This window comes from Pseudomonas fluorescens, assembly GCF_902497775.2.
GTDB lineage: Bacteria > Pseudomonadota > Gammaproteobacteria > Pseudomonadales > Pseudomonadaceae > Aquipseudomonas > Aquipseudomonas putida_F.
On the sequence record NZ_OZ024668.1, the window covers coordinates 4,977,373 to 4,996,839 of the forward strand.

Below are 19,467 nucleotides of genomic sequence, written 5' to 3' on the forward strand. Positions count from 1 at the left end.
CCCCGCTGCGTGGAGACTCTCCCTTGACCACCATCGTTTCAGTTCGCCGCCACGGCAAAGTCGTCATGGGCGGCGACGGCCAGGTTTCCCTCGGCAACACCGTGATGAAAGGCAACGCCAAGAAGGTCCGCCGCCTGTACCACGGCCAGGTCATCGCCGGTTTCGCCGGTGCCACCGCCGACGCTTTCACCCTGTTCGAACGCTTTGAAGGGCAACTGGAAAAACACCAGGGCCATCTGATCCGCGCCGCCGTGGAGCTGGCCAAGGAATGGCGTACCGACCGTTCCCTGAGCCGCCTGGAAGCCATGCTCGCCGTGGCCAACAAGGACGCATCCTTGATCATCACCGGCAACGGTGACGTGGTCGAACCCGAAGACGGCCTGATCGCCATGGGTTCCGGTGGCGGTTACGCCCAGGCCGCCGCCCGCGCCCTGCTGCAAAAGACCGACCTCTCGGCCCGCGAAATCACCGAAGCCGCGCTGAACATCGCCGGTGACATCTGCGTGTTCACCAACCATAACCTGACCATCGAGGAGCAGGACCTGGCCGAGTAATTCAGCTGTTCTGGCGCCCGGCCACGGTGGCCGGGCTTTTCCACGCTGACTTATCGAGCCAAGGACCATCACTATCATGTCCATGACCCCCCGCGAGATCGTCCACGAACTCAATCGCCACATCATCGGCCAGGACGACGCCAAGCGCGCCGTCGCCATCGCCCTGCGCAACCGCTGGCGGCGCATGCAACTGCCGGCCGAGCTGCGCGTTGAAGTCACGCCGAAGAACATCCTGATGATCGGCCCGACCGGTGTCGGCAAGACCGAGATCGCACGCCGTCTGGCCAAACTGGCCAACGCGCCGTTCATCAAGGTAGAAGCGACCAAGTTCACCGAAGTCGGCTATGTCGGCCGTGACGTCGAGTCGATCATCCGCGACCTGGCCGATGCCGCGATCAAGATGCTCCGCGAGCAGGAAATCATCCGTGTCGGCCACCGCGCCGAAGATGCCGCAGAAGAGCGCATCCTCGATGCCCTGCTGCCGCCTGCGCGTACCGGTTTCAATGAAGACCAGGTGACCAGCCAGGACTCCAACACCCGTCAGCTGTTCCGCAAGCGCCTGCGCGAAGGCCAGCTGGATGACAAAGAGATCGAGATCGAAGTGGCCGAGGCCGTGGGTGTCGACATTTCTGCGCCGCCGGGCATGGAAGAGATGACCAACCAGCTGCAGAACCTGTTCGCCAACATGGGCAAGGGCAAGCGCAAGAGCCGCAAGCTCAAGGTCAAGGAAGCACTCAAGCTGGTGCGTGACGAAGAAGCCGGGCGCCTGGTCAACGAAGACGAGCTCAAGGCCAAGGCCCTGGAAGCGGTCGAGCAGCACGGCATCGTGTTCATCGACGAAATCGACAAGGTCGCCAAGCGCGGCAACGTCGGCGGTGCCGATGTGTCCCGTGAAGGCGTACAGCGCGACCTGCTGCCGCTGATCGAAGGCTGCACGGTGAACACCAAGCTGGGCATGGTCAAGACCGACCACATCCTGTTCATCGCCTCTGGTGCCTTCCACCTGAGCAAGCCGAGCGACCTGGTGCCCGAGCTGCAAGGCCGCCTGCCGATTCGCGTCGAACTCAAGGCCCTGAGCCCGGAAGACTTCGAGCGCATCCTCAGCGAACCGCACGCCTCGCTCACCGAGCAGTACCGTGAACTGCTGAAAACCGAAGGCCTGAACATCGAGTTCCTCGCCGACGGTATCAAGCGCCTGGCCGAGATTGCCTGGCAGGTTAACGAAAAAACCGAGAACATCGGTGCCCGTCGCCTGCACACCCTGCTCGAGCGTCTGCTCGAAGAGGTGTCGTTCAGCGCCGGCGACCTGGCCAGCGCCCACAGCGAAGCGCCGATCCGCATCGACGCCGACTACGTCAACAGCCACCTGGGCGAATTGGCGCAGAACGAAGACCTTTCTCGTTATATTCTGTAAGCCTCACTCTCTTACAGGCAGGGCCGCCTAGCGGCCCTGAACCACATGGCCAGACTCCCTAGCGGCATCAACCTGCACAAAGCCTCCAAGACCCTCACCCTGACCTACGGGCCAGACGAGGTGTACCACCTGCCCGCCGAATTCCTGCGCGTGCACTCCCCCTCCGCCGAGGTCCAGGGCCACGGCAATCCGATCCTGCAGTACGGCAAGCTCGGCGTTGGCCTGAGCGGGCTGGAACCTGCCGGCCAGTACGCACTGAAACTGACCTTCGACGACGGCCACGACAGCGGCCTGTTCACCTGGGAATACCTCGAGCAGCTGTGCCTGCGCCAGGACGAACTCTGGGCAGACTATCTCGATGAGCTGGCCAAGGCCGGAAAATCCCGCGACCCCAACGAGTCGATCGTCAAGCTGATGCTCTAGCCCGGGCCCTCCAGGGTTTAGAGCGCATTTTCTAATTCTATTTGCTTGAATGCCTGCACCACGGCCAATGAGTGGCCGTCTTGCGCAATACCAAAAAGTCGGGTAACCAATGGATCTGGCAAGCTCCCTGCATCGGATTTAATGCAGGGTCGGGCTGGTATGTAGAGGTCGCGAGCGAAAGCAGGCAGTCTTCTCACGCAGAAAAAACCCGCAGGGCTCATCGTCGTTTGCATCCGGCCGCAGGACCGCAGTTCGTTATCACTGGTCACCCGAGCAGCAGTACCGGGCGTTCGTCTGTGTAACGCGCACAGCCAAACCGGTACTCGTCTCAGGACAACGGAGCGTCGTAGATGAGTAACAAGAATAACGATGACCTGCAGCGCCAAGCTTCGGAAAACACCCTGGGTCTGAACCCGGTGATCGGCTTGCGCCGCAAGGATTTGCTGACTTCTGCTCGAATGGTGCTGCGTCAGGCCATTCGTCAACCGCTGCACAGTGCCAAGCATGTCGCCCATTTCGGCATGGAACTCAAGGACGTGATCTTCGGCAAGTCGAGCTTGCAGCCCGAGGGTGACGACCGCCGTTTTCACGATCCGGCCTGGAGCCAGAACCCGCTGTATCGCCGCTACCTGCAGACCTACCTGGCCTGGCGCAAGGAACTGCACGACTGGATCGACACCAGCAACCTCTCCGACCAGGACATCAGCCGCGGTCACTTTGTCATCAACCTGATGACCGAGGCCATGGCACCGACCAACACCGCAGCCAACCCGGCGGCGGTCAAGCGCTTCTTCGAAACCGGCGGCAAGAGCCTGCTCGACGGCCTGTCGAACCTGGCCAAGGACATGGTCAACAATGGCGGCATGCCCAGCCAGGTGAACATGGACGCCTTCGAGGTCGGCAAGAACCTGGGCACCAGCGAAGGCGCGGTGGTGTTTCGCAACGACGTGCTGGAGCTGATCCAGTACCGGCCGATCACCGAGCAGGTGCTGGAAAAGCCGCTGCTGGTAGTGCCGCCACAGATCAACAAGTTCTACGTCTTCGACCTCAGCCCGGAAAAGAGCCTGGCGCGCTTTTGCCTGCGCTCCAACGTGCAGACCTTCATTGTCAGCTGGCGCAACCCGACCAAGTCCCAGCGCGAATGGGGCCTGTCGACCTACATCGATGCACTCAAGGAAGCAGTCGACGTGGTCCTGGCGATTACCGGCAGCAAAGACCTGAACATGCTCGGTGCCTGCTCCGGCGGCATCACCTGCACCGCGCTGGTGGGCCACTACGCGGCGCTGGGCGAGAAGAAGGTCAACGCCCTGACCCTGCTGGTCAGCGTCCTCGACACCACCCTCGACACCCAGGTGGCGCTGTTCGTCGACGAGCAGACCCTCGAAGCCGCCAAGCGCCACTCGTACCAGGCCGGCGTGCTCGAAGGCCGCGACATGGCCAAGGTGTTCGCCTGGATGCGGCCCAACGACCTGATCTGGAACTACTGGGTCAACAACTACCTGCTGGGTAACGAGCCGCCGGTATTCGACATTCTGTTCTGGAACAACGACACCACGCGCCTGCCGGCCGCCTTCCACGGCGACCTGATTGAAATGTTCAAAAACAACCCACTGCTGCGCCCCGATGCACTGGAAGTGTGCGGCACGCCGATCGACCTCAAGCAGGTGACCACCGATATCTTCAGCGTCGCCGGTACCGCCGATCACATCACGCCGTGGCAGTCATGCTACAAGTCGGCGCAGCTGTTCGGTGGCAAGGTCGAGTTCCTGCTATCCAACAGCGGGCACATCCAGAGCATCCTCAACCCGCCGGGCAACCCCAAGGCGCGGTACATGACCAACAGTGAAATGCCCGCCAGCGCCCTCGACTGGCAAGAGAACTCGACCAAGCACACCGACTCCTGGTGGCTGTACTGGCAGACCTGGCTGGCCGAGCGTTCGGGCAAGCTCAAGAAAGCCCCGGCCAACCTCGGCAACAAGGCCCATGTGGCCGGTGCCGCAGCGCCAGGGACCTACGTTCACGAGCGTTGACAGCGAACACCGCCGCAGCTCGCAAGGGCTGCGGCGTTTACAAACCACAGGGCTTCGCGCATGCCGCAACCGTATATTTTCAGGACTGTCGACCTGGATGGCCAGACCATCCGCACCGCCGTCCGACCCGGCAAGCCGCACTTGACGCCCTTGCTGATCTTCAACGGCATCGGCGCCAACCTGGAGCTGGTGTTCCCCTTCATCCAGGCCCTGGACCCAGACCTGGAGGTGATTGCCTTTGATGTGCCGGGTGTCGGCGGTTCATCGACCCCGCGCCACCCCTATCGCTTCCCGGGCCTGGCCAAGCTCACCGCACGCATGCTCGACTACCTCGACTATGGCCAGGTCAATGTCATTGGTGTGTCCTGGGGCGGCGCGCTGGCCCAGCAGTTCGCCCATGACTACCCCGAGCGCTGCAAGAAGCTGGTGCTGGCCGCCACCGCCGCTGGTGCGGTGATGGTCCCGGGCAAGCCCAAGGTGCTGTGGTTGATGGCCAGCCCCAGGCGCTATGTGCAACCGTCCCATGTGATCCGCATCGCCCCGCAGATCTATGGCGGCGGCTTTCGCCGTGACCCGGACCTCGCCCTGTCGCACGCGGCCAAGGTGCGCTCCGGGGGCAAGCTCGGTTACTACTGGCAACTGTTCGCCGGGCTTGGCTGGACCAGCATTCACTGGCTGCACAAGATCCAGCAGCCAACCCTGGTGCTGGCCGGTGACGATGATCCGTTGATTCCCTTGATCAACATGCGCCTGCTGGCCTGGCGAATTCCCAATGCCCAGCTACACATAATCGACGACGGTCACTTGTTCCTGATCACCCGGGCCGAGGCCGTCGCACCGATCATCATGAAGTTCCTCCAGCAAGAGCGCCAACGCGCCGTCATGCACCCTCGGCCCGCTCCCAGCAGCTGAGACGCCTGCCACACCCGAGCCCATGGCAGGATGCCAGGCAACCCGGGTGCGCGGCGTGAGGTTGGTGTCGCTCTTGCATTGATGTGTTTGTTGATGGCCTGACGAGGGAGTGTTGCCTGATGAAAGACAAACCCACTAAGGGATCGCTACCGGTCCCCGCCACCTATATGAACGTGCAGAGCGCTATCAGCGGTCTGCGCGGTCGCGACCTGCTCTCGACCTTGCGCAGTGTCAGCCGTCATGGCCTGCGCCACCCGCTGCATACCGCCAAGCACATGCTCGCCCTGGGCAATCAGCTGGGCAAAGTGCTGCTCGGCGAAACGCCCTACCAGCCCAGCCCCCGCGACAACCGCTTCAAGGACCCGGCCTGGAGCCAGAACCCGTTGTACAGCCGCGGCCTGCAGGCTTACCTGGCATGGCAGAAGCAGACCCGTCTGTGGATCGACGAAAGCCAGCTGGCGCCGGACGACCGCGCCCGCGCGCACTTTCTGTTCACCCTGCTCAACGATGCCGTGTCGCCCAGCAACTCGCTGCTCAACCCCCTCGCGGTCAAGGAGCTGTTCAACTCCGGCGGTCTGAGCCTGGTGCGCGGCATCAACCACCTGTTCGATGATCTGCGTCACAACGACGGCCTGCCGCGACAGGTCAACCCGCAGGCTTTCGAAGTCGGTCGCAACCTGGCCACCACGCCGGGCTCGGTGGTGTTTCGCAACGAGCTGCTGGAGCTGATCCAGTACAAGCCGATGAGCGAAAAACAGTACGCCAAGCCATTGCTGGTGGTACCGCCGCAGATCAACAAGTTCTACATTTTCGACCTGAGCCCGGCCAACAGCTTTGTTCAGTACATGCTCAAGAACGGCCTGCAGACCTTCATGATCAGCTGGCGCAACCCAGACCCGCGTCACCGTGAGTGGGGCCTGTCGAGCTACGTCGAGGCGCTGGAAGAAGCGCTGAACGTGTGCCGGGCGATCACCGGCAGCCGCGAGGTCAACCTCATGGGCGCCTGCGCCGGTGGCCTGACCATGGCGGCGCTGCAGGGCCACTTGCAGGCCAAGCGCCAACTGCGCCGGGTCAGCAGCGCCACCTACCTGGTCAGCCTGCTCGACAGCCAGATCGACAGCCCGGCCAGCCTGTTCGCCGATGAGCAGACCCTCGAAGCGGCCAAGCGCCGCTCTTACCAACAAGGCGTGCTCGATGGCCGCGAGATCGCCCGGGTGTTCGCCTGGATGCGCCCCAACGACCTGATCTGGAACTACTGGGTCAACAACTACCTGCTGGGCAAGGCACCACCAGCATTCGACATCCTCTACTGGAACAACGACAACACCCGCCTGCCGGCCGCGCTGCATGGCGACCTGCTGGACTTCTTCAAGCACAACCCGCTGGCCCGCGCCGCAGGCCTTGAGGTGTGCGGCACGCCGATCGACCTGCAGAAGGTCAACGTCGACAGCTTCAGCGTCGCCGGCAGCAACGACCACATCACCCCCTGGGATGCGGTATACCGCTCGGCAGCGCTGCTCGGCGGCGACAAGCGCTTCATCCTCGCCAACAGCGGCCATGTGCAAAGCATCATCAACCCGCCTGGCAACCCCAAGGCGCACTATGTCGACAACCCTCGCCTGAGCAGCGACCCACGGGCCTGGCTCTACGATGGCAAGCAGGTCGACGGCAGTTGGTGGCCGCAGTGGCTTGAGTGGATTCAGGCACGCTCCGGCACCCAGCGCGAAACCCTGATGGCCCTCGGCAACCAGAACTACCCTCCCATGGACCCCGCGCCCGGCAGCTACGTGCAGGCGCGCTGAACAAGAAGAACGGATGAAAACCCGCGACCGTATCCTCGAGTGTGCCCTGCAACTGTTCAACCGCCAGGGCGAGCCGAATGTCTCGACTCTGGAGATTGCCAACGAGATGGGCATCAGCCCGGGCAACCTCTACTACCACTTCCACGGCAAGGAGCCGCTGGTGCTGGGGCTGTTCGAACGCTTCGAGGACGAGCTCACGCCGCTGCTCGACCCGCCGCTGGAGGTGCGCCTGGATGCCGAGGACTACTGGCTGTTCCTGCACCTGATCGTCGAGCGCATGGCCCAGTACCGCTTCCTGTTCCAGGACCTGTCGAACCTGACCGGGCGCCTGCCCAAGCTGGCCCGTGGCATGCGCAACCTGCTCAACGCCCTCAAGCGCACGCTGGCGGCGCTGCTGGCCAGCCTCAAGGCCCAGGGCCAGGTACTCAGCGACACCCGCGCATTGGGGCAGCTCGTTGAACAGATCACCCTGACGCTGCTGTTCTCGCTCGATTACCAGCGGGTGCTGGCGCGTGAAGGTGAGGTGGGGGTGGTGGTGTATCAGGTGATGATGCTGGTGGCGCCGCATCTGGAGACGGGGTCGCGGCACGCGGCCGAGCAGTTGGCGCTAAGGTATCTGGAGGGCTGAAAGCATCGCGGGGCAAGTCGGGTCGCCGCACCGCCGCTCCCACAGGATTTTGTGGGAGCGGCGGTGCGGCGACCCGACTTGCCCCGCGATAAAGCCACTATCAGGACTGGCTGATCGGGCTTGCCGGTGCCGAAGGCGTCGGTGCGGCCGGAGCAGCACTGGCTACCGGTGCCGGGCTTGACGCCGGTGCAGCGCTGGCCGCAGGGACTGCCGGTTTCGCTACTGCAGGTTTGGCTGCTGGCTTCTTGACTGCCGGCTTCTTCGCCGCAGCAGGCTTGGCTGCAGGTTTAGCGGCGGCGGTTTTTGCCGCGGGCTTGGCTGCTGCTGGTTTCGCTGCCGGCTTGGCTGCAGGTTTGGCCGCTGCGGTTTTCGCCGCGGGCTTGGCTGCAGTTTTTGCCGCAGGTTTAGGTGCAGCCTTGGCCAATGGCTTGGCTGCGGGTTTGCTCGCGGGTGCTTTTTTCGAGATCGGCGTAACCGATGCACCGGTCAGCTTCTCGATCTGCTTGGTCAGGGTGTCGACCTGTTTGTGCAGAGCAGCAACTTCATTGCGGCTTGGCACGCCCAGACGCGAGATGGCACTGTTCAGGCGCTTGTCGAAAGCCTCTTCGAGCTCGCCCCATTTACCCAGCGCGCGATCTTTGACATCACTGACCCGAGAGGTCGCCGATTTGGCAGTAGCCTTGGCCGAGTCGACCGAACTCTTGGCTTGCTTCTCAGCTTTCTCACCATCCTTGACCAGGGTGTCGAACAGCTTGCTGCCATCCTGATCGATCTTGGAGTAGATACCCAAACCAGCCAGCCAGATCTTGCGGGAATACTTCTCGATCCCCCCGACCCAGGAGCTGCCTTCTTTCTCAGTATTCTTCTTGCCAGCCATCCCGCTCTCCTTATTGTTTACGTGCGACACGTTCAAGCAATGCCGTGAGCTCATCGAGCTTGGCAGAGAGTGCCTCCACGTCATGTTTAGACGGAATGCCGATGCGATTCAAGGCGCTTGCGACCCGTGTGTCGAAAGCCTTTTCGATTTTGTCGAGTTGAACCTCGACCTTGCCCTTGACGCTGGTCAGCTCGCCCTTCACCGAATCGATCTCGGAGTTGGCGGCATCGACCTTGGCATCGAGTTTTTTCTTGCCGCGTTTTTCTACCGTTTCGCCGGCCTTGACCAGCTCTTTAAGGTAGTCGGCACCTTCCTGGCCTACCCGGGTGTAAGCCCCGAGGCCCGCCAGCCAGATCTTGCGCGCGTAGCCGCGCACCTCACCCAACGTGCGCTGGGCGTCGTCTTTTTTCTTCAAGATAATTTTGGCCATGCTCTGCACCTCACGCTCTGAACGGAAATGGAGGAACTGCCCAGGGAAATTGGGCTTGAGCACAAGGTAGGGGGAAAAATTAGAATTGGCACACTAATAAAGGGGCAGCGGCAAGCTTCAAGCGGCAAGAAAGGGCAGCGATGATCTTGAAACCCTCGCCCCTTCCCATTCACCGCAAGCCACTTGCAGCTTGAAGCTCCCCCCTTGAGCCGCTAGGCGAGTGCCTTATCCAGCGCCCGCTCGATCTCGCTCTTGATGGTCCCGCTCATCATCGACAGCATCATGCCCAGCTTCAGCTCGACCTTGATGCTGTCTTCGCCAATCAGCACGCTGCCATTGGCGCCGCTGCGCTTGACCTCGACCCGGTCGCCGTTCCAGCTGGCCTTGAGGTCGTATTCGCGGGCCAGTTTGTCGACCAGTGCCTCGGCCTTTTGCCGGGCCGCGTCGCGGCCCAGGCTGTGTTTGCGTTCAACGCTGATCTGGGTCATTCATTCAATCCTGGGTTCGAAGGCATACTTATATTATGCCCGCGCCCCACCTGCGACACACCCCGCCAAGACAAATCCGACCGTACGCCCTAGAATGGCCAGTAATTTTTTCCGGTGAAGCGATATGAACGATCAGCGCAAAGGCGACCACGCCGAACCCACCACCCACTTCGGCTACAAAGACGTGCCGGAAAGCCAGAAGGCCGAGAAAGTCGCCGAGGTGTTCCACTCGGTGGCGGCCAAGTACGACCTGATGAACGACGTGCTCTCCGGCGGCATGCACCGCCTGTGGAAGCGCTTCACCATCGAGCTGTCGGGCGTACGTCCGGGTAACCGGGTGCTCGACATCGCCGGCGGTACGGGCGATCTGGCCGCCAAGTTCTCGCAACTGGTTGGCCCCACCGGCCAGGTAGTGCTGGCCGACATCAACGAGTCGATGCTCAAGGTCGGTCGCGACCGCCTGCTCGACCGCGGCGTGGCCGGCAACATCGAGTTCGTCCAGGCCGACGCCGAAAAGCTGCCGTTCCCGGACAACCACTTCGACTGCGTGACCATCGCCTTCGGCCTGCGCAACGTCACCCACAAGGACGATGCCATCCGCTCCATGCTGCGGGTACTCAAGCCCGGTGGCCGGTTGCTGGTGCTGGAATTCTCCAAGCCGACCAACAAGTTGATGTCCAAGGTCTACGACGCCTACTCGTTCGCCTTCATGCCGCTGGCCGGCAAGCTGATCACCAACGACTCGGAAAGCTATCGCTACCTGGCCGAATCGATCCGCATGCACCCTGACCAGGAAACCCTCAAGGCGATGATGGTCGAGGCCGGTTTCGACCGCGTCACCTACCACAACATGACCAGTGGCATCGTTGCCCTGCACCGGGGAATCAAGCCCTGATGCTCCTGGCCGGCCTGCTCGCCAGCGTCGAACACGGCCTCAACCGTGTCCTGCGCCTGGACAGCACAGCGCTGCCGCGCCTGCGCCCGCTCGACGGCAAGGTGATTGCCATCGACTGCCGCCAGCCGGCCCTGCAGCTGTTCATTCTGCCCAGCGACGAAGGCCTGATGCTCGCCACGCACTGGGCCAATGAGGCCGACTGCACCCTGCGCGCGCCGGCCAGCAGCCTGGTGCGCCTGGCCCTGAGCCAGGACAAGAGCGCCGTGCTGCATAGCCCGCAGGTCGAGCTTGAAGGCGACAGCGCGGTGCTGCTCGACCTGGTAGCGGTGTTGCAGGACCTGGAGCTCGACTGGGAGTACGAAGTCTCCCGCTGGCTCGGGCCTGTCGCCACGCAACTGCTCAGCGGCCACTTGCGCAGCCGCGCCAACTGGACCCGCCAGGGCCTGGCGGCGCTCAACCAGAACCTGTCCGAGTACCTCGCCGAAGAGGCCCGGACCCTGGTAGGCCAGCGCGAAGCCGAAGCCCGTTTCAGCGAACTCGACACGCTCAAAGTCGATATTGAACGCCTTGAGGCGCGCATCGAGCGCCTTGCCCGATCCCTTGATACCAGCGATAACGCATGAAGCTGCTTGCCGTCCGCCGTCTGTTGCGCATCCAGCGCGTCGTGATCCGTTACCGTCTCGATGACCTGCTGTTCGCCCTGCCCCTGCCCTGGTGGCTGATGGGCCTGCGCTATGCCATGCCCTGGCGCTGGCTGCCGCGCAAAGAGCTGGAGCTTAGCCGTGGCGCGCGCCTGCGCCTGGCGTTGCAGGACCTGGGGCCGATCTTCATCAAGTTCGGCCAGTTGCTCTCGACCCGCCGCGACCTGCTGCCCGAAGACATCGCCGACGAGCTGATGCTGCTGCAGGACCGGGTACCGCCGTTCGATTCGCAAAAAGCCATCGCCCTGATCGAAGAACAGCTCGGGAAGAAGATCAGCGAGGTGTTCAGCCGCTTTGACGTCGAGCCGCTGGCTTCGGCCTCGGTGGCCCAGGTGCACGCGGCCAAGCTCAAGAGCGGTGAAGAGGTGGTGGTCAAGGTGGTGCGCCCGGGCCTCAAGCCGGTCATCGCCCAGGACCTGGCCTGGCTGTTCCTGATCGCCCGCGGTGCCGAACGGGTTTCGGCCGATGCGCGCCTGCTGCACCCGGTGGAAGTGGTCAACGACTACGAAAAGACCATCTACGACGAACTCGACCTGTTGCGCGAGGCGGCCAACGCCAGCCAGCTCAAGCGCAACTTCGAAGGCTCGGAGATGATGTACGTGCCCCAGGTCTACTGGGACTGGTGCCGGCCGAAAGTGCTGGTGATGGAGCGCATCTACGGCATCCAGGTCACTGACCTTGCGACCCTGGCCGACCAGCGCACTGACATGAAGATGCTCGCCGAGCGCGGTGTGGAGATTTTCTTCACCCAGGTGTTTCGTGACAGCTTCTTCCACGCCGACATGCACCCGGGCAACATCTTCGTCAGCACGGTCAAGCCGTGGAGCCCGCAGTACATCGCCATCGACTGCGGTATCGTCGGCAGCCTGACCCCCGAGGACCAGGACTACCTGGCGCGCAACCTGTTCGCCTTCTTCAAGCGCGATTACCGCCGTGTGGCACAGTTGCACATCGATTCGGGCTGGGTACCGGCACAGACCAAGCTGAATGAATTCGAAGCGGCGATCCGTACCGTGTGCGAGCCTATTTTCGAAAAACCGTTAAAGGATATTTCCTTCGGCCAGGTGCTGATGCGCCTGTTCCAGACCGCGCGGCGCTTCAACATGGAAGTCCAGCCGCAGCTGGTTCTGTTGCAGAAGACCCTGCTCAACATCGAAGGCCTGGGCCGCCAGCTGTACCCGGACCTCGACCTGTGGAGCACCGCCCAGCCGTTCCTCGAGCGCTGGATGCGCGAGCGCGTCAGCCCCAAGACCCTGTTGCAGAACCTGCATGGCCAGGTCGAGCAGATCCCGCACCTGGCCGGCATGACCCGCGACCTGCTCGAGCGCATGTCGCAGCCACACCTGTCCGACCCGCCTGCGCCCTGGCAGCAGAAGAGCGATCACTGGGCTCTGCGCCTGCTCGGTGCCGGGCTGCTCGGCGGTGGCGCTACCCTGGCTGCCGGCGCGGTAAGCCTCAGCGCCCCTGCTGCCTGGCCGGCCTGGCTGATGCTGGCCGCCGGCCTCTACCTGATCGTGCGTCGATAGCCAGCCGGGCCGCTGGCTGGCACACTAGCGCAAGGGCTCGGCAACGGATCGAGCCCGGCTTTGGAGTCGAAAATGAAAGACTGGCTGGACGAGATCAACTGGAACAGCGATGGCCTGGTACCGGCTATCGCCCAGGACCACAAGACCGGGCGCGTGCTGATGATGGCCTGGATGAACCGCGAATCGCTGGCGCTTACCGCCGCTGAGCAGCGGGCCATCTACTGGTCACGTTCGCGTGGCAAACTGTGGCGCAAGGGCGAAGAATCAGGCCACGTGCAGAAGCTGCATGAAATGCGCCTGGACTGCGACGCCGACGTGATCATCCTGATGGTTGAACAACTGGGTCATATCGCCTGCCATACCGGCCGCGAAAGCTGCTTCTACCGGGTCTTCGAGCACGGTGAGTGGAAGACCGTCGATCCGGTCCTGAAGGACCCGAATGCCATCTACAGCGCAGGACACTGACATGAGCGACACCCTGACCCGCCTGGCCGAAGTACTGGAAGCGCGCAAAGGCGCCGAGCCCGACAGCTCGTACGTGGCCAGCCTGTATCACAAGGGCCTGAACAAGATTCTGGAAAAGCTCGGCGAAGAGTCGGTCGAGACCATCATCGCCGCCAAGGACGCCGCCCACAGCGGCGACTGCAGCGATGTCATCTACGAGACCGCCGATCTGTGGTTCCATAGCCTGGTCATGCTCGCCCAACTGGGCCAGCACCCGCAGGCGGTGCTGGACGAGCTGGACCGCCGTTTCGGCCTGTCCGGGCACGCCGAGAAAGCAGCGCGTCAGCCGTCGGCCTAACTGAATTATTTCGAGGGATTGCACCATGGGTATTTTTGACTGGAAACACTGGATCGTCCTGCTGGTCGTGGTGGTACTGGTGTTTGGTACCAAGAAGCTGAAGAACTTCGGCAGCGACCTGGGCGAATCGATCAAGGGTTTCAAGAAAGCCATGAACGAAGAAGAGACCAAGCCGGCCGAGCAGACACCCCCTCCGGTGCAACCCGTCCAGCCCCAGGCCACTTCGCCGCTGAACCAGCCGCAGACCATCGACGGCCAGGCCCACAAGGTCGAAGAGCCGATCAGGAAAGATTGATCAATGTTCGGGATCAGCTTCAGCGAACTGTTGCTCGTGGGCCTGGTGGCCCTGCTGGTGCTCGGCCCCGAGCGCCTGCCGGGTGCCGCGCGCACCGCCGGGCTGTGGATCGGCCGGCTCAAGCGCAGCTTCAATGCGATCAAGCAGGAGGTCGAGCGCGAAATCGGCGCCGACGACATCCGCCGTCAATTGCACAACGAGCACATCCTCTCCATGGAGCAGGAAGCGCGCAAGATTCTCAACCCCGACAGCGTAACTCCCGCGCCGCCTGTGGCCCCTGTGGCCAGTAGCGAAGCTGCTGCCGCGCCTGCCCCGGTCGCCACCGAGGTCACGCCGCCCCCCACCGAACCGACACAGCCCCCGCGAGCCCCATGAGCGATATTCCGGAAAACGACCAGCCGATGCCGCTGGTTTCGCACCTCACCGAGTTGCGTACACGCCTGCTGCGCTGCGTCGCGGCCATCTTCCTGATCTTCGCCGGGCTGTTTTCCTTCGCGCAGCAGATCTACACCCTGGTCTCGGCGCCGTTGCGCGAACACCTGCCGGCCAACGCGACGATGATCGCCACCGACGTCGCCTCGCCGTTCCTGACGCCGTTCAAGCTGACCATGATCGTCTCGCTGTTCCTGGCCATTCCGCTGATCCTGCAGCAGATCTGGGGCTTCATCGCGCCAGGCCTGTACCGCCATGAAAAGCGCATCGCCATTCCGCTGCTGGTGTCGAGCATCATCCTGTTCTACGCCGGCATGGCCTTCGCCTATTTCCTGGTGTTCCCGCTGATCTTCGGCTTCTTCGCCAGCGCTACCCCGGAAGGGGTGTCGATGATGACGGACATTTCCAGCTACCTGGACTTCGTCATGACCCTGTTCTTCGCCTTCGGCGTGGCCTTCGAAATCCCGGTGGCCGTGGTCCTGCTGGTGTGGATCGGCGTGGTCGATGTGAAGTACCTGAGGAAGATCCGCCCGTACGTGATCATCGGCTGCTTCGTGGTCGGCATGATCCTCACCCCGCCGGACATCTTCTCGCAGACCCTGCTGGCGGTGCCGATGTGGCTGCTGTTCGAGATCGGCGTGCTGTTTGGCGGGTTGATCCGCAAGCGCAGCGAACACCCGCAAGATGCTGCCGACGACCACAACGACCAGCCGCCAGCGACCCAGCCGTGAACCTGCTGTTACTCGAAGAAGCCGATTTCATCACGGCCGACCGTGTGGTGCTGGCTGACCGGCGCTTTACCCACATGCAGGAAATCCATCGCGTGGCGGTGGGCGATAGCCTGCGCGTCGGGCGTATCGGCGGGCTGATGGGCCAGGCCGAAGTACTGCGCCTGGAAGGCCATGAAGCCGAGCTCGGGGTCAGCTTCGACCAGCCGCCTCCAGCCAAGCTGCCGCTGACCCTGGTGCTGGCCCTGCCACGCCCGAAAATGCTGCGCCGGGTGTTCCAGACCGTCGCCACCATGGGCGTGCCAAAGGTGATTCTGGTCAACAGCTACCGAGTCGAAAAGAGTTTCTGGCAAACCCCGTTCCTTGAGCCCGAAGCCATTCGCGAACAGCTGATCCTGGGCCTTGAGCAGACTCGCGATACCGTGCTGCCTGAAGTGATCATCGAGAAACGCTTCAAGCCCTTTGTCGAAGACCGCCTGCCGGCCATCAGCGCCGGCACCCTCGGCCTGGTCGGCCACCCAGGCCAGTATCCGCCCTGCCCGCGCGGCCTGAACGAGCCGGTGACCCTGGCCATCGGCCCGGAAGGCGGCTGGATACCCTACGAGATCGACCTGCTGGGCAAGGCCGGCTTGAACCCGGTACAACTCGGCGAGCGCATCCTGCGCGTGGAGACGGCGGTCACCGCACTGTTGGCACGCTTGTTCTGACTTCAGTTTTGCGATCCGGCGCCGATGTATTGGCACCAGAACAATAATCGCCTCTGCCGATCGCAATGGAGTCCCACCATGTACCGTTGGTTAGCCCAGCACCTGGGTAACGTGAGCGTCAATCTCAAACTCGGCATTGGCTTCGGCCTGGTCCTGCTGCTGACCCTGGCCATTACCCTGACTGGCTGGCAGGGCGTCAACGGCGTGACCAGTCGCGGCGATACCCTGGGCGGTATATCCCAGGTACTGCAGGCTACCCTCGAACTGCGCATCGCCCAACAGGGCTATCAACTCAAGGCAGACGACAGCTCGGCACAGAATCTCAACAATGCCGTGTCGACCCTGGAGCGCCAGCTGCAAGCCGTCGACAAACGCATCGTCCTCCCGCAAAACCGCCGCCGAATCGAGCAGCAGCACGACGCCGTACGCCAGTACCGCCAGGCCCTGGACAGCGCCAACAAAGCCGCCCAGCAACGCGAGGCTGCCCGCGCCGTGCTCGGTAGCAGCGCCGACGAGGCCGCCGCGCTGATTGCCCAGGTCGAGCAACAACTGCTCGGCGGCAGCGACCTGAACCTGTTCAACAGCGTGGTGGGCGCCAGCAAGCTGCTGCAACAGGCGCGCTTCCAGGTCCGTGGCTACACCTACAGCGGCAAGGCCGAATTCCAGCAGACTGCGCTGGAAGCCATCGACCAGGCCAGTTCGCAACTCAAAACCCTCGCCGAAGTCATGCCGGCCAGCTACACCAGCAACTTCAACCAGGCTGCCCGCGCCCTGGGCAGCTATCGCGGCGCCGTGGTCGAGTTCGGCAACGCGCAAACCGCCAGCCAGCAGGCCGCACAGCAAACGGCGACCCTGGGCCAGACCCTGATCGAACACAGCCAGCAACTGACCAGCACCCTGACCGCCCTGCGCGACGACGAGTCGGAGCATGCCAAGTCGATGCTGACCCTGGCCACCGTGCTGGCCCTGCTGTTCGGCCTGCTGGCCGCCTGGGCCATTACCCGGCAGATCGTCATCCCCCTGCGCCAGACCCTCAACGCTGCCGACCGCGTCGCCAGTGGCGATCTACGCCACGACCTCAAGGTGGATCGGCGCGACGAGTTGGGCCAATTGCAGCGCAGCATGCAGCGCATGACCGTAAGCCTGCGCGAATTGATTGGCGGCATCGGCGACGGCGTCACCCAGATCGCCAGCGCCGCCGAAGAGCTGTCGGCGGTCACCGAGCAGACCAGCGCCGGGGTCAACAATCAAAAGGTCGAGACCGACCAGGTAGCCACCGCCATGAACGAAATGGCCGCTACCGTGCAAGAGGTCGCGCGCAATGCCGAGGAAGCCTCTGAGGCGGCGGTGATGGCCGATCAACAGGCCCGCGAAGGTGATCGGGTGGTCGGCGAAGCCATTGCCCAGATCGAGCGCCTGGCCAGCGAGGTCAACCACTCCAGCGAAGCCATGGGCCAGCTCAAGGCTGAAAGCGACAAGATCGGCAGTGTGCTCGATGTGATCAAGTCGGTGGCCCAGCAGACCAACCTGCTGGCCCTCAACGCCGCCATCGAAGCCGCTCGCGCCGGGGAAGCCGGGCGTGGCTTCGCCGTGGTGGCCGATGAAGTGCGCAGCCTGGCCCAGCGCACCCAGCAGTCCACCGAAGAGATCGAGCAATTGATCGCCGGCCTGCAGAACGGCACCCAGCAGGTGGCCTCGGTCATGGACGCCAGCCGCGGCCTGACTGACAGCAGCGTCGAGCTGACCCGCCGCGCCGGCACCTCGCTGGAAACCATCACCCGCACCGTGTCATCGATCCAGGCGATGAACCAGCAGATCGCCGCAGCGGCCGAGCAGCAAAGCGCGGTGGCCGAAGAGATCAACCGTAGCGTGATGAATGTGCGCGATGTGTCGGACCAGACCTCGGCCGCCAGTGAAGAGACCGCGGCCTCCAGCGTTGAGCTGGCGCGGTTGGGGACGCATTTGCAGACGCTGGTCGGCAAGTTCCAGCTGTAGAAAGCATCGCGGGGCAAGCCCGCTCCTACCGGTCTGGTGGGAGCGGGCTTGCCCCGCGATGGGGCCCTAAAGCACCTGGCGCAAAAACGCCTGGGCGCGCAGGTCCTTGGGCGAGGTGAAGAATGCCTCCGGCGGCGAATCTTCCAGCAGCTTGCCGTGATCAAAGAACAGCACCCGATCTGCCACTTCCCGGGCAAAGCCCATTTCGTGGGTCACGCAAACCATGGTCATGCCTTCCAGGGCCAGGGTCTTCATCACATCGAGCACTTCGCCGACCATTTCCGGGTCGAGCGCCGAGGTTGGCTCATCGAACAGCATTACCTTGGGGTCCATGGCCAGGGCGCGGGCAATCGCTACCCGCTGCTGCTGACCACCAGACAGGCGTGATGGATACTCGTTGGCCTTCTGGGCGATACCGACCTTCTCCAGCAACGCCCGGGCCTTGGCCTCGCGCTCGGCCTTGCCGCGCTTGCGCACGACCTTCTGCGCCAGGCACAGGTTCTCCAGCACGGTCATGTGCGGGAACAGGTTGAAATGCTGGAACACCATGCCGACTTCGCGGCGGTAGGCGTTAACGTCGGTCTTGGGGTCGGCCAGTTGCAGACCGTCGATGGCCACGGTGCCTTCGTCGAACGACTCCAGGCCGTTGAGGCAGCGCAGGAAGGTCGACTTGCCCGAGCCCGAAGGGCCGAGCACCACCAGCACTTCACCCTTGGCCACGTCGGTGCTGACGTGATCGACCGCGCGCACCACCTGCCCACGGGTGTCGAAGACTTTTACCAGGTCACGGACTTCAATCACTTTGCGCAAGCCTCCGCTCAAGCCGGCTGGCCATGTGCGACAGCGGCAGGTTGATCAACAGGTACAGGCCGGCGACGCAGAACCAGATCTCGAACGTCGAGAACGAGGTGGTGATTGCCTCGCGACCGCTTTTGGTCAGTTCGGTGATGGCGATCACCGAGACCAGCGAGGTGTCCTTGACCAGGCTGATGAACTGCCCGGCCAGCGGCGGCAGCACGCGTTTGAAGGCTTGCGGCAACACCACGTGGCGCATCGACTGGCCAGCGCTCAGGCCCAGCGAACGGGCAGCCTCACCTTGGCCCTTGGTGATCGACTGCACACCGGCGCGGACGATCTCAGCGACATAGGCGCCGGTAAACAGCGCCAGCGCCGCCACGCCGGCAAACTCCCGGGACAGGTTGAGCACGGTGCCGATAAAGAAGTAGAAGATGAAAATCTGCACCAGCAGCGGCGTACCGCGCACCAGTTCGACGTAGACCGTCGACAGGTCGCGCAGGGTCGGGTTGTTCGACAGCCGGCAGAGCCCGGCAAACAGGCCAATCAACAGCCCCAGCACGCCGGAGGCGACCGAGATCCACACCGTGGTCCACAAGCCCCAGGCCAACGGGCCGGCGGCCCAGTGATGAGTCACGCCGATCAGGTCGCCTTCAGCCACATCGTCGCCGCGCGACAGTTGCACGCTGGCCTGCTCGACCTCGAAGACCTGCTCGCCACCGCTCTCGTCACGGACGGTGACGCTGGCCATGTCGCCCTTGCTGACGATGGCTTCGATGGTGCCGTTTTCGCTGACGCGCTGGGCAACTTCTGCCTGGTAGGCGAAGTATTGCGGTACCCGGTTCCAGCGCCACTCGTAGGACATCAGCGATGTCGCGTAATACAGGCTGATCGCCAGGCCAATCAGGACCAGCGCGGTCAGCCCGTGCCAGGGCCACTGGGCTTTCTTGTGTTTGATCACGAGGGTACTTCCGTAAAAGCGAACGCGCAGGGCCAGCCTGCGCGTCGGGTTTCAAGCCAGGCGTGGGGCCTT

General features: G+C 63.3%; 22 protein-coding genes and 1 pseudogene. 18 read left to right on the top strand and 5 right to left on the bottom strand.

What is annotated here, in order from left to right:
• The first annotated feature begins 23 nt into the window (after window positions 1-23).
• From hslV to F8N82_RS22950, 7 genes are all read left to right on the top strand, one after another.
• The gene (gene hslV / locus F8N82_RS22920) at window positions 24-554 is read left to right on the top strand and encodes an ATP-dependent protease subunit HslV (RefSeq protein WP_038997544.1); all 531 of its coding nucleotides are present in this window, start codon (window positions 24-26) and stop codon (window positions 552-554) included.
• A gap of 76 nt (window positions 555-630) precedes the next feature.
• A complete protein-coding gene (hslU, locus tag F8N82_RS22925) occupies window positions 631-1,968 on the top strand; it encodes an ATP-dependent protease ATPase subunit HslU (RefSeq protein WP_038997545.1) in 1,338 nt (445 codons plus the stop codon).
• A 45-nt stretch (window positions 1,969-2,013) separates the two neighbouring features.
• Window positions 2,014-2,391, top strand: a complete 378-nt coding sequence (locus F8N82_RS22930; RefSeq protein WP_038997546.1) for a gamma-butyrobetaine hydroxylase-like domain-containing protein — start codon at window positions 2,014-2,016, stop codon at window positions 2,389-2,391.
• 350 nt (window positions 2,392-2,741) lie between these two features.
• Entirely contained in the window at window positions 2,742-4,421 is a 1,680-nt protein-coding gene (phaC, locus tag F8N82_RS22935; RefSeq protein WP_038997547.1) for a class II poly(R)-hydroxyalkanoic acid synthase, read from the top strand.
• Between the two features lie 60 nt (window positions 4,422-4,481).
• Window positions 4,482-5,333, top strand: a complete 852-nt coding sequence (gene phaZ, locus F8N82_RS22940; RefSeq protein WP_038997548.1) for a poly(3-hydroxyalkanoate) depolymerase — start codon at window positions 4,482-4,484, stop codon at window positions 5,331-5,333.
• Between the two features lie 119 nt (window positions 5,334-5,452).
• Window positions 5,453-7,135, top strand: coding sequence for a class II poly(R)-hydroxyalkanoic acid synthase (phaC, locus tag F8N82_RS22945; protein WP_038997549.1), 1,683 nt, complete (start codon window positions 5,453-5,455; stop codon window positions 7,133-7,135).
• Between the two features lie 13 nt (window positions 7,136-7,148).
• Window positions 7,149-7,763, top strand: a complete 615-nt coding sequence (locus F8N82_RS22950) for a TetR/AcrR family transcriptional regulator (protein ID WP_038997550.1) — start codon at window positions 7,149-7,151, stop codon at window positions 7,761-7,763.
• Window positions 7,764-7,863: 100 nt separating this feature from the next.
• On the opposite strand, the gene F8N82_RS22955 is transcribed toward F8N82_RS22950, so the two are convergent.
• The 3 genes from F8N82_RS22955 to F8N82_RS22965 form a co-directional block, all read right to left on the bottom strand.
• Entirely contained in the window at window positions 7,864-8,640 is a 777-nt protein-coding gene (locus tag F8N82_RS22955; RefSeq protein WP_038997551.1) for a phasin family protein, read from the bottom strand.
• A 10-nt stretch (window positions 8,641-8,650) separates the two neighbouring features.
• On the bottom strand, window positions 8,651-9,070 hold the full coding sequence (locus F8N82_RS22960) for a phasin family protein (protein WP_038997552.1): 420 nt from the start codon (window positions 9,068-9,070) through the stop codon (window positions 8,651-8,653).
• Between the two features lie 212 nt (window positions 9,071-9,282).
• Window positions 9,283-9,558 (bottom strand): polyhydroxyalkanoic acid system family protein, encoded by a 276-nt coding sequence (locus F8N82_RS22965; protein WP_010222342.1) that lies wholly within the window; start codon window positions 9,556-9,558, stop codon window positions 9,283-9,285.
• A gap of 124 nt (window positions 9,559-9,682) precedes the next feature.
• On the opposite strand from F8N82_RS22965, the gene ubiE reads away from it, so the two are divergent.
• The 11 genes and pseudogenes from ubiE (at window position 9,683) to F8N82_RS27730 (ending at window position 17,639) form a co-directional block, all read left to right on the top strand.
• Complete coding sequence (ubiE, locus tag F8N82_RS22970; RefSeq protein WP_038997553.1) at window positions 9,683-10,453, top strand: bifunctional demethylmenaquinone methyltransferase/2-methoxy-6-polyprenyl-1,4-benzoquinol methylase UbiE; 771 nt, start codon at window positions 9,683-9,685, stop codon at window positions 10,451-10,453.
• Window positions 10,453-11,076, top strand: a complete 624-nt coding sequence (locus tag F8N82_RS22975; RefSeq protein ID WP_038997554.1) for a ubiquinone biosynthesis accessory factor UbiJ — start codon at window positions 10,453-10,455, stop codon at window positions 11,074-11,076. The genes ubiE and F8N82_RS22975 overlap by 1 nt, the downstream gene beginning before the upstream one ends.
• Entirely contained in the window at window positions 11,073-12,680 is a 1,608-nt protein-coding gene (ubiB, locus tag F8N82_RS22980; protein WP_038997555.1) for a ubiquinone biosynthesis regulatory protein kinase UbiB, read from the top strand. The genes F8N82_RS22975 and ubiB overlap by 4 nt, the downstream gene beginning before the upstream one ends.
• A 72-nt stretch (window positions 12,681-12,752) precedes the next feature.
• Window positions 12,753-13,145 carry a phosphoribosyl-AMP cyclohydrolase gene (gene hisI, locus F8N82_RS22985; protein ID WP_038997556.1) on the top strand — a complete coding sequence of 131 codons (393 nt, stop codon included), beginning with the start codon at window positions 12,753-12,755 and terminating at the stop codon, window positions 13,143-13,145.
• Between the two features lies 1 nt (window position 13,146).
• Complete coding sequence (locus tag F8N82_RS22990) at window positions 13,147-13,482, top strand: phosphoribosyl-ATP diphosphatase (protein ID WP_010222337.1); 336 nt, start codon at window positions 13,147-13,149, stop codon at window positions 13,480-13,482.
• 25 nt (window positions 13,483-13,507) lie between these two features.
• Complete coding sequence (locus F8N82_RS22995) at window positions 13,508-13,777, top strand: twin-arginine translocase TatA/TatE family subunit (RefSeq protein ID WP_010222335.1); 270 nt, start codon at window positions 13,508-13,510, stop codon at window positions 13,775-13,777.
• 3 nt (window positions 13,778-13,780) lie between these two features.
• Window positions 13,781-14,152, top strand: coding sequence for a Sec-independent protein translocase protein TatB (gene tatB / locus F8N82_RS23000; RefSeq protein ID WP_038997557.1), 372 nt, complete (start codon window positions 13,781-13,783; stop codon window positions 14,150-14,152).
• Window positions 14,149-14,940: a twin-arginine translocase subunit TatC gene (tatC, locus tag F8N82_RS23005; RefSeq protein WP_038997558.1), complete on the top strand. Its 792-nt coding sequence runs from the start codon at window positions 14,149-14,151 to the stop codon at window positions 14,938-14,940. Before tatB ends, tatC begins: the two co-directional genes overlap by 4 nt.
• Window positions 14,937-15,644 carry a 16S rRNA (uracil(1498)-N(3))-methyltransferase gene (locus F8N82_RS23010; protein ID WP_038997559.1) on the top strand — a complete coding sequence of 236 codons (708 nt, stop codon included), beginning with the start codon at window positions 14,937-14,939 and terminating at the stop codon, window positions 15,642-15,644. Before tatC ends, F8N82_RS23010 begins: the two co-directional genes overlap by 4 nt.
• 78 nt (window positions 15,645-15,722) lie before the next feature.
• Window positions 15,723-16,784, top strand: a pseudogene (locus F8N82_RS27725) (methyl-accepting chemotaxis protein); the annotation flags it as partial.
• Between the two features lie 141 nt (window positions 16,785-16,925).
• Window positions 16,926-17,639 (top strand): methyl-accepting chemotaxis protein, encoded by a 714-nt coding sequence (locus tag F8N82_RS27730; RefSeq protein ID WP_371857250.1) that lies wholly within the window; start codon window positions 16,926-16,928, stop codon window positions 17,637-17,639.
• Window positions 17,640-17,705: 66 nt separating this feature from the next.
• Here F8N82_RS27730 and F8N82_RS23020 read toward each other — a convergent pair whose 3' ends face one another.
• Together F8N82_RS23020 and F8N82_RS23025 are read right to left on the bottom strand one after the other, a co-directional pair.
• Window positions 17,706-18,440: an amino acid ABC transporter ATP-binding protein gene (locus F8N82_RS23020; RefSeq protein WP_038999651.1), complete on the bottom strand. Its 735-nt coding sequence runs from the start codon at window positions 18,438-18,440 to the stop codon at window positions 17,706-17,708.
• Complete coding sequence (locus tag F8N82_RS23025; protein ID WP_038997561.1) at window positions 18,433-19,395, bottom strand: amino acid ABC transporter permease; 963 nt, start codon at window positions 19,393-19,395, stop codon at window positions 18,433-18,435. Before F8N82_RS23025 ends, F8N82_RS23020 begins: the two co-directional genes overlap by 8 nt.
• Window positions 19,396-19,467 lie beyond the last annotated feature (72 nt).